The 9,360-nt window shown below is 60.3% G+C and carries 3 protein-coding genes; all 3 read right to left on the bottom strand.

All coding sequences use genetic code 11. The annotated features are described in order from the left end of the window. Positions 1–80: 80 nt before the first annotated feature. The 3 genes from ACSVC7_RS32210 to ACSVC7_RS32200 all read right to left on the bottom strand — a co-directional run bounded on the left by ACSVC7_RS32210 (position 81) and on the right by ACSVC7_RS32200 (position 9,110). A complete protein-coding gene (locus ACSVC7_RS32210) occupies positions 81–5,018 on the bottom strand; it encodes a DEAD/DEAH box helicase (RefSeq protein ID WP_448208670.1) in 4,938 nt (1,645 codons plus the stop codon). Further along, on the bottom strand, positions 4,990–6,846 hold the full coding sequence (locus ACSVC7_RS32205; protein ID WP_448208671.1) for a hypothetical protein: 1,857 nt from the start codon (positions 6,844–6,846) through the stop codon (positions 4,990–4,992). The genes ACSVC7_RS32210 and ACSVC7_RS32205 overlap by 29 nt, the downstream gene beginning before the upstream one ends. A gap of 272 nt (positions 6,847–7,118) precedes the next feature. After that, positions 7,119–9,110, bottom strand: a complete 1,992-nt coding sequence (locus ACSVC7_RS32200; RefSeq protein WP_448208672.1) for a hypothetical protein — start codon at positions 9,108–9,110, stop codon at positions 7,119–7,121. Between the last annotated feature and the right edge of the window lie 250 nt (positions 9,111–9,360).

Genomic DNA, 9,360 nt, shown 5'->3' with positions numbered 1-9,360 from the left:
GGCTTGAAAACCGCCCCCGCCCGCGACAATCATTCTTCAGCCGCGACCCCAGCCCTTTTCATCCTGATCGCCGCGCTCCCTCATCCAGATTGTCGCGCCATAGCCGGGACAGCAAAATCCGTCGTCTCCATGACCGTGAAGCGCGTCATGTTGCCATGACGGTCATCCGGTCCATCGTTCAGTTGCATGATCGTGACGCCTGCCCCCCGCCGAACGCGGACGTTGCCTGCATCCGCCGTCTCGCCCTCGTGTAAGACTGTCGCGACCGTCCTGGTCGCCATCCTTCCCACTGTGTCAAGATCATTGCGTTCGGGCCTAAAATCGGTCCGAAAAGCAGCTGGCGTGACATAGATCTTGAATTCGTCGGCCGCGATCTCGCCGCCACAGTCGGCGCAGGCTTCGGGAGCATTCGGCTGGTCCATGGCGTAGCTGGCCGAGCCACAGTGGGTGCAAAGCGCTACGTAATGTTGGGATTCCCTCCACCCCGACGCAGTATTCAGGATGATTTCCTGCCCCCTGCGCTCAGGCGGGAGCATTTCACCGGTAAAGCCCACCACTTTGTGCTTCTGCTTGTCCTTCGTAAGGATTGATCCCGGAGCAAACTCGAATACGGCCATATCGAGGTCACGATCCATCGTCGACCAATCATAATCGGCATCCCTGTCGTCCGTCTCTGGCCGCAAACCGAGATAGAGCTGCTTGACTCTTGTAGGCATGCCGTACATCGGCAGGAGCCCGCGCTCAGCTAAGAACTGTGCAAGGCCTTTGCGGGTGCGCGGCCTGAAGGGGCGTTCCGCCCAAATTTCATTCAGTAATATTTCGACCTCGGCACCGGAAAGCAACCTCGCTCTTTGATCGCGGTCGATCGTCGACGCCTCTACAAACCTATTGCGCACATCAACAGTAGCCTCCAGCGCATTACGAAGCCGCTCCGGCCAATTCTCGCCCGCGATATCGCCATAATAGTCGCTCGTCGGAACATATTCGCCATGCACATCCGGTGGCACCAAATCATCGCCTGGAAAATCCATGCCTTGCTCGGCGCATTCCTGACGGAGCAAACCGAATGCTGCACGCAGCCATACCTTGCGAAGCAGACGCATTGGGATTGGATCGTGATCAACGGCCAGGAACGGCGGGGGTGGCGGGTCACCGGTGATGGCAGCCGGATGCGCAAAATAGTAGGCGTCGTGGCTGCGACCACGACAGAAGGTGATCACGAGCGAGAACGCTTGGCCGCGACGTCCCGCGCGTCCAACGCGCTGCTGGTAGTTGAAGCGCTGCGGGGGCATATTCGCTTGGTAGACGCTCTGCAGCGCTCCGATGTCGATGCCAACCTCCATTGTGGTTGTAACTGAGAGCATGTCGATCTCGCGGGCACGTCGAGACACCGAATCCTCTCCGTCTACGAAGATGCCTTTGAACTTGCGAAGCCGATCTGAAAAGTTGTCGGTCTGGCCTGTCAACTCCTCGCAACGCAACCGGAAGCGCCTCACACCCTCCTGCTGTCCCCGGACGATGCGCCGGCCCAAGAAATTAGATTCCCACAATTCTGAGACTTGACCGCTCGGAGCTTGAGCGAGTGGGGCGTAACACCGGGTGCAAATCCCACCTCCGCGATGCATGTGGACGCGCTCACAGGATCCGCAGCGCCAGTAAGGATCAGTCTCGACAGCGACCCTGAGGTAGATTTGGCGCACCCGGATGATGCCGTTGTGGTGGCCCATTGTCTGCAACCTAACCAGGATGCCGTCGAGACCATCTGCAAAGTCGTCGCCAAATGTGGCGCGGGCGAATTGCGCCACACGGTTGGTGATGGGCACCGACGCTGCGCTCGTCCATTCGCGGATGCGTCTGGGGTCGAAATATTTGTTTTCGTGAACTCTCGTTGCGCTTGCGAAGACACGCAGCCAAGCGTCCATACGGTCGATCTCGTCGCTCAATTCGAGCGATAACGACGGATAAGCAAGGCCAGTTTCTTCCAAAGCAAAAAATGTATTCGCAAAAATAACGTCATCAACCAGCTCTGACTGCGCATTGAAGATATTCAACGACAGCTGCTGCCGTTCGGTATCAGTGAGAGAGGGGTTGTAGGTGATGCCGCCATTACGCCCAATGAACGCGCCATACCATGGTCGGCCATTGAATGACCTCAGCCCAACCTCGTCGAATGGATGGACGCCGAGACGTACATACTCGGCAATTATCTCCCCGACATCGCCTTTGTCGTCGGCTTGGTAACTGAAAATTCGCTCCAACTGGACTTTACGGTTTAGGATGCTCACTTGCCGATCATTGTTCTGGCTGGTGAGCCTGGTCATCAGGGCCATCGCCTCTTCGTGCCGGCCGGTGGTCATCAGCTCGTTTATGCGTGCCATGGCCGCATCCCGGTCCAGGACCTCGCTCGCACGCCTTTCCAAGTAATTGCGCACAACCGAAACGAGAACCTCTCGTCGCAGATCGCGCAGATGGAGACGCTCAATTTCGAGTGACTGGTTCGCTGCATCTTGGCGGCTATCGGAGAACACAATGCTCTTCGGCTCGGCTCCGATAGCGTAGAGTAGCTCGAACAGTTCAGTTGCGACGAGCTGAGACGCCTTACTCACACCAGTTCTGAAAGCGCGAATTGGCGACCGGGATCGGCTGCTTGATGGACGGTTAGAGTAGTCTGTCCCACATTTCGGGCAGCAGTAAGGCTGCGCCGTCTTGATCCCGACGACGCGCCCGCGCACGGTAACGGCCTCGTCGCGCTGAAAGTAAAGATAGCCCCCAATTGAACCCTGTGGCACCTCTACGCCGACTGTAACTACACCAGTCTCAGGGTCGAGGCTTGCTGCTTCCCAGTCGTCGTAGTTGCTCTCAGGCTTCAGCGGATTGGTGCGGCGGGGCCAGAACACCGCGAACTGATCGAAGGTCATGCGATCATAGTATTCGGCGGCTGCACGTTCGGGCAGGCCTTCGAGTTCGGTCGAAGACGGCAAAAGCTCGGTTTCGCGCCTCGTGCCTGTAGCGCGGCCACGTTGACCGCCGACCAAAAGATCGCCACACGCCTCACAGTAAAGCAACTCGAAAAGGCGGGGTCCGCGCGCCTCCCCAGGCGCTGGGGAGGCGTGCGACATGCCGCGCTCCACCCCGAGACTGGCGTAGCGGATGGAGCCGTCTTCGGCCACCGAGGGAGCTGCAAAGAGACCCTCAATATTGCGAACGAAGCAGTGAATGCGGAATGAGGGCGTAGCGGGATCAACCCTCGCTCTCCAGTTGGGAGCCTCGGGTAGTGATCGCGCGAGCATAAGTCCACGCACTGCAGATCCGGGTTCCACTGCGCCCGGAAAGACGCGCCTCGCAATTTCGTCAAGGGAAGTCGCTCGGACGCCTTCACCATCCCAGCAGGCCTGGACCAGGACTGCCGCAGCGGCCTCGGCAAGGGCGGGAACCTGCCGGTCACCGATGGCGGTTACACCGAGAGCCGATGCGGCTGAGGAGATAGCCGCGTTCATTCTCGAACCGTCCTCCAGGTGCGCGACAAGGTCGCTGCCTCCGGCTGTCGCCGCCCTAAGGAGGTTGACGAATGGCTCAGCCGGAATTGCGCCCCCCTGCCATTCGGGAAGCTCGGGCACGCCCCTCACGACGCAGCCTTCCCAGAAGTCAGCGTCGTCCGAACCCGGATCACCCAGCCCAGTGCTTGTCCCGAAGGGCGCAAAGAGATCGCGCAGGTAGCGCCTAGATTGGAATCCGGGTTCGCCTTCCATCGGCAGCGAAGCGGAAGAGGCCAGGATGCGCAGCTTGTGCCGATTGGCAGGCGCGTCCAAGCCTAGCCGCTGAATGAGCGACTTCACCAAGAATGCAATCTCGGTTCCTGCCGATCCGCGGATGAGGTGGAGCTCGTCAAAAACCAAATAGAAGTACGCGTCGTTGCTCTCGGCCAACCACTGCCGGGTCTGCTCAAACATGCCCTGCTCCACCTCGCGCGAGAGCATCGCTCCGAGCATTGAAGCGTTCGTCACGAGGATGTCAGGCGGGGTAGCATGCATATCCCAGCGTGAGGCCATTTCCCCACCGTCCAGAGAGGGGAAAATGAATCGGGTCTTGTCCGGTGGAGGCAGCCCGGCCTCGATCGCGGCGGCAGCCGCCTCCGCGTCGTGGCGTCTAGCGGCGACCTGGTCAGCGTCATAGCCGCGCAATGCTTCGCGCAGCTGCCTTAACCTACGGCTTCTACGCTTCCGTTCTTCTTCGCGATGCGACATGCGCGGATGATGCTCGTAACCCGTGACGGGGGTGGCGCCGGTATACTGGCCAAAAAAGATGCGATTGCCAGTAAATCGGCAGCTCATGACTGCCCGCGCCTCGTCAGAGTCCAACGTCCGCCGAAGCCTGACCATTTGGTCCTCGACAAGCGCGTTCATTGGATAGAGCACCAGAGCACGGATCGCCGCCGGCCTAGTCTCACCGGTTCGCTGGGGCATCCAGCGGGATCGGGGTTGCGCCCACCAGCGATCCTGAAGGTAGCCGGGCTCTGGCACCGGCCAAGTTACCGCCTCGTTCGTGATGGCGGCGAGTACCGGAAGCATGAAGCTTTCGGTCTTGCCAGACCCAGTGCCCGATGTGACGATGCCTGGCTGGCCGGACCGTACTCCGCGGTAGAGCATCTCCACCTGATGTTGATACGGGGCATACCGGGATCTACGTCGGACCTCTCCGCCAGCGTCGTCACCTTCAAAAAGTCCGGAAAGCGAAAGTTCGACGAACGCAATGCGCGCTTCTCGCGAAAGTGGACCGAGTGGGCCGTCGTCCAGATCGATTAAATCCTCTAGCGTCGCGCTGTGGGAACGATATCTCAGCACAGGTTCGACAAAAGGTACCGTCGCGAAGATATCGGGCCGGCCTAGCAAATCGCGGCGCGCCTCCGCTACCACGGGATTGGAAATCCGAAAGCTCGTCTCCACATACGAGGTAAAGAATTCCTTGATGCGCTGGAAGCCCCCGACAGGATCAAGCATTCTTTCGTTCTCCTTTGACACCGTTCTCCGGTGAACGCCCATGTCCGGTGGCGTTACAGAATTCCTTCGCCGCAGTCAGTGCTGTCGTGTGGTCGCCGGGGCGCAGCCGCAAAGTCTCCATCGTGACCCGGGCAACCCTCAACGACATGGCCAGACTGATGTCGACACCGAGTTCCGGAAAGACTGGCAAGGCTGGTGAGAGGTCCTCTAAGCGCTTGCCCGGGTCGAGCTGAAAGGCGACTGATGCCGGTCCAAAGCCGAGAAGGCTGGGCGCAACGAGCGAAGCGTTCGGAACAACAGCGCCTTCGATGTTCATCCGATATGCATCGTGCGGCAGCGCCTGTGCTTCTTCGGATTCCGAATTGATCACGGTCGCGAAGAGCAGCAGACGACGAGGAAGCAGACCTCGGCGCGCGTGCGCGGCGAGCGCCGGATACCAAGCGCGGGCGGCGGAGCGTTCGATACCACGTAGTTGGACGAGGAAAGTCTCTTCGCCATCCTGCGCACGCTGAGATGCTTGAGCAATTGGAGAGGCGATTCCGGACCCAGGTCGGGACCAGAGGTCCTCGGGGGTGAGGATCGTCTCATCAGCGTTGAAGACCACAAGCCGGCCCGCGGCCATTAACGCTTCCGCCATGAGTGCGAAGTCGTCGGCCTGAGCACCCTCCAGCACCGGCAACTCGCCGGAAAGTAGCAGAGCGGCGAAGCGCTCCATCAGTACCTTGCCGTTTGGGGTGAGCAGGGCTGTTCGCAAAATCTCTGCCGCAAGTCGCTCAACGGTCAGAACCGCACCCCGATTGTCGTTGGTGCCGGGCAAATGTACCAGCGCTCGCGTCGGTACCTCGACCCGTTGCGTCATAGCCATGATGGTTGACGACAGCCGCGAAACCTCGTCCTCCGCAAGACGGCGCCTTTCCAACAGTCCGGAAATATCATCGGCGAGCCGGGCAGCTTCGGCTTGAAGTCCGTCTCGTTCAGCCAGGATCGAGTCCCGATCCTTCGTGAGCGCGGCTATCTCCGCAGTCAGCGCTTCATTTCGAGCGGCCGTCTGCGCCTCGGTCTCTTGGGCAAGCGCCGCCAGTCTGTCCTTGAGTTCGCGCTCAAGGGCGGCGCCTCGGGCGCTCACTCGCTGCTCGAGCGCCTTCTGGAGTTCACGTTCTCGTTGCTTCAGCTCGTCGTCCTGCCGCTCTTTCTCGGCTTGCAGATCAGCTGCGAGTTCGGACCTCAGAGCAGCGAAGACGGACTCGCGGTCGCGCGCGGCGGCCTGCGCTGCTGCATCCGCCACGACGCGGGCGACCGCTGGATCGTCGCGCACTGCGGAGAAATACGCTTCCATTACGGCCTTGTCGGTCGAAAGCCGCGCGGCAAATTCTCCCGACCTGAGAGCCTCGAAGGCTTTTACGGGATCGGCGCCCGTCGCAGATACCTGGCCTGTGACATCGTCCCTATGAAGCTCGAGCCACGCGATTAGCTCTTCCAGCCGTGGATCGCTCGCGCCCGCGAGTGATCGGACAACGCGCGCGATGTAGTCCGCGTCCGCCGACCAGTCGTACACTCCCTGTGGCGCTGTTTCACCCGGATCATACAGGAAACCCGGCTCAGGAATTGCCGGTTCGGAAATGATGCGGGCCGCATCAAAGTCGTAGCAGAGGACGCGCTGTAAACCCGATCCTGTCGCCCGAAGTATGTCGCCATGTCCGCGGGCGAGATCAAGGACGAGAAGGCGATCCACCGTAAAGCGGACAGCCCAGTGGCCGGGTTGCCGGCTGTCAACCCAGCCCTCGCTGGAGAGGAAGACACGGGCCGCCTCTACGGAGCCGAGGGTTGTCATATCCACATAGCGTGGCATCAGGCGGTGCGTGCTGACCCTAAACGAAGGAGCGCCTCGCCTCGAGTTCAACACGACCTGAAATGCGATCCAGTCACCTGGACGCAAAGACGAAGCCGCCGTCCCAAAAATCTCGACCTGTCCGGATTTCGGGAATAGCTTCTGAGGCGTGTCGAGAGGTTTCCACCCCTCGGCCATTGCCCTAGCGAGAACATCGACCGTTCCATATGCGCCGCGCCGACGCGTAAAGCGTCCAGCGTACCATTGTGTCATGCCGGCCTGGGTTCCGCCTGTCATGGTGTCGCCACCATCACGCCATCCACCCAGCGAATGCGGCTTCTTCCACCCAACCGCCGGGCCGCCATCATTGCTTTAATGCTGGCTCGCGTCGAATTGCCCTGCCTTACTCCTTCAATGCAGCCAGGCAAGGCGCGAGCGATACACGCGGCGTCATATCCGCCGAGTAAATAGCCGTAGCTACCCCCTTCCAACGTGCCGCCACCTGCGAGCGCGAAACGCCGGAGCCATATTGCGAACTCAAGCGGCAGCGCACCTTCCTTCGACGTACGTACCAGTTTGTCGCCTTCGACCCGAAAAAGCGATTTCCGAGCGACGATGTGCGCCATGAGTATTGCAGCATTTCGCGTCATATGTGACGAGATATGCCTCGATGATTTGACTCGATAGACATCGTGGTCGCGACCTCCAGGATGGACCCAGCGGGTCAGCGACACGCCACATGGGCCAACCGTGCCGGTTACGAAGCGCCGACGATCCCAGTCCCAACTGGCTGCCAAGAGATGGTGCTCGGCGACCAAGTCCGATCGCTCCAGTGCGACCGGCACGAAATTCGGCTCGGTCACCTCTTTCAGCACACGCCATCCGAGACGTGCTGCGAGTTGGTCCGGTTCGACCCCCGTCGCCCCGACCACTGCCGGTGCCCATGCCGAGACGCCGAGACGCCGGAAGGGCTTTCCGCCTAGGCCGCCCACCACTTCGCGGAACTCTCGTTCCAGCGCTGCGCACAATGCACCCTCCACTACAATCGTGTGTGGTGCATTGCTATCCAACACCGTAAGCTTCGGCGCCACGAGCGTCCACACTCGCCCACGCCATCGATGTCTGTGCCTAGCCTCGACAAACCCACCTTCATGAAGCGTTCTGAGTATCGACCACGGCTCGACCCTGCCGTCGGCTCCTCGCACAATGAGGTCCAAGACCTCTGCTTCCGAGAGTCCCGCGCGACCAGCCGCGTATATGGCTTCTTGAAGGTCCGCCGAAGCCGGTGCCGCGTCACTCCATTCGAGTTCGGTCTGGCGAATTGTATGTGTGCTGGCGAGCTTGCACGCGAGCCATTCCCGCACCAGCGGCTCGTTATAGGCAACTCCGTCAAGCTCGAGATGTGGCGCGGCATCAGCCAAAAACCTGATGCGTCGGCTCCATCCAGCCATCTCGCCATCTGTTCCAGTGGCGGCCGACACCTCGTAGGTGCCATCGACCGACTCGCGCGACAACAGCCTACCGTCATCAATAGTGATCTGCGCACCTTCATCCTGGCCAGCAACACGGGTCACCGTCGTTCGTCGATCGCCAGCCTCTATCCTCGGAAGGAACATCTTCCGCCCGAGCCATGAACTTCCCACCCGCACGCCACCGACGAGCGCTATGTCGAGCAGTTGCTCTCCTTGCAGGCGCGAGAACCGGAGACGCAAGAGAACTTTGTCCACTGTCCGCTGATCGCCGGGCTCAGTTGTAAGATACCAGTCCCCGCTCTGTAACAAACGGAGTTCGACTCTAAGAACTGGATCTGCATGCACAGCGGAGAATGCGAGATGTACTCCGGTCGCGCCGGGTGGTGGATTTTCCTGAGCGCGCCAACGCGCCATACCGACTTGGCGAAAGAACGTGATGCCCCGCATCGCGGACATTGCGAGGTTAGCGCTCCTCGTCACGAGTTCAGACCGCATAGCGGTGCCCAGGTCTTTGACAACGCTCAGTGCTGCAATCTCATCGGCCGATCCCAGCAGGATCAAGCGGCGGGCATCCTCATCAAATCCGAGTTCGAGGACCGCTTCTTCCCGCTCCGCTCGGTCAACGCTCCTCGCGGCGCGCAGCACGAGACGCCAGAAGCGATGATCGATCGAAGCGACACCAGCACGGAACGCTGTACGGAATTCTTCGAACGCCGCCATCATGCCCGATGAGGCGCCCCTTTGTTGGATAGCGGCACCAATAATGCGTAAGAGACCGGGAATATCTGAGGGGCCGCGGTTGCTCTCGGCCATAGCGTGATCAAGGAAACGTAGGTCGGCTCGTGACGGGAAAGATAGGCGGCGAGTGTAGCCGATCTGAGTCCAGTTCAGCGGCGGGGTTGGCAATATTAATCTGCGAAATGGCTCGCCTTCCTTGACTCTTATTTCGAGCCAAGCAGCTAGAGTCCGTTTGACAACCTGTTCAGTGGCAGACACGCCGGAGTAGCAGGCTTGCCATGGCGAGTTGTATCATGCCGCTGGAGACGTCGATCCGGGCTTCATA

The organism is Azospirillum mesophilum (assembly GCF_053470405.2).
The sequence above is the reverse complement of the archived record's forward strand: the minus strand, read 5'-3'. Positions and strand labels throughout refer to the sequence as shown.